This window comes from Thiolapillus sp., assembly GCF_048562965.1.
GTDB classification, from domain to species: domain Bacteria; phylum Pseudomonadota; class Gammaproteobacteria; order Chromatiales; family Chromatiaceae; genus Thiolapillus; species Thiolapillus brandeum_A.
Map to the genome: position 1 here is coordinate 1 of NZ_JBHNMF010001356.1, position 679 is coordinate 679.

General features: G+C 50.8%; 1 protein-coding gene and 1 pseudogene. Both read left to right on the forward strand.

What is annotated here, in order from left to right; translation table 11 throughout:
* Positions 1-404 (forward strand): annotated as a pseudogene (locus ACOCD2_RS24290) (hypothetical protein); the annotation flags it as partial.
* A 3-nt stretch (positions 405-407) separates the two neighbouring features.
* Positions 408-679 (forward strand): TraX family protein (locus ACOCD2_RS24295; RefSeq protein WP_305800751.1); only part of this gene is annotated, 272 nt, incomplete at its 3' end.

Sequence of the window (679 nt, forward strand, 5' to 3'; positions counted from 1 at the left end):
CAGGGCAGTGGGTGAGAAACAGTAACGGCACCTATGATGTCGGCTACATGCAGTTCAACACTGCGTATCTGAAGTCGTTGAAGAAGTACGGCATCGAGGCGAAGCACGTAGCAGCAGGCGGTTGTTATTCCTATGATCTTGCAGCCTGGCGCATAAGCGCTCATCTTCGTGATGGCCAAAAAGGAGATATGTGGACCCGCGTCGCTAACTACCATTCCACAACACCGAAATTTAACGGTCGGTATAGAGCGGACCTGATAACGAAGGCTGTGAAGTGGGGTGAATGGCTGAAAGCGCACTATCACACCGTAGAAACGGCCGTAGAAACAACGGTAACGCCGCGCATGGTTTATAAGCCGGAATCAGGATTCTATACACCAAGAAGGCTGATCTACGGACGGTGAACCATGGAGATGCCTGCGATCAAATTAGATAACGGTACGGTGGAGGCACTGAAGTGGATAGGGTTGTTGGCCATGACCGGCGATCATGTCAATAAGTATCTCTTCAACGCGACCCTCCCGTTGTTGTTTGAGTTGGGTCGCGTGGCGCTACCGGTATTTGTATTCGTGATTGGATATAACCTCGCTCGACCTGAAGCAATGGAAAGAGGGGTATATACCCGCACGATGAAGAGACTGCTTATATTCGCAGTGATCGCCGCTGTGCCATATGTCAG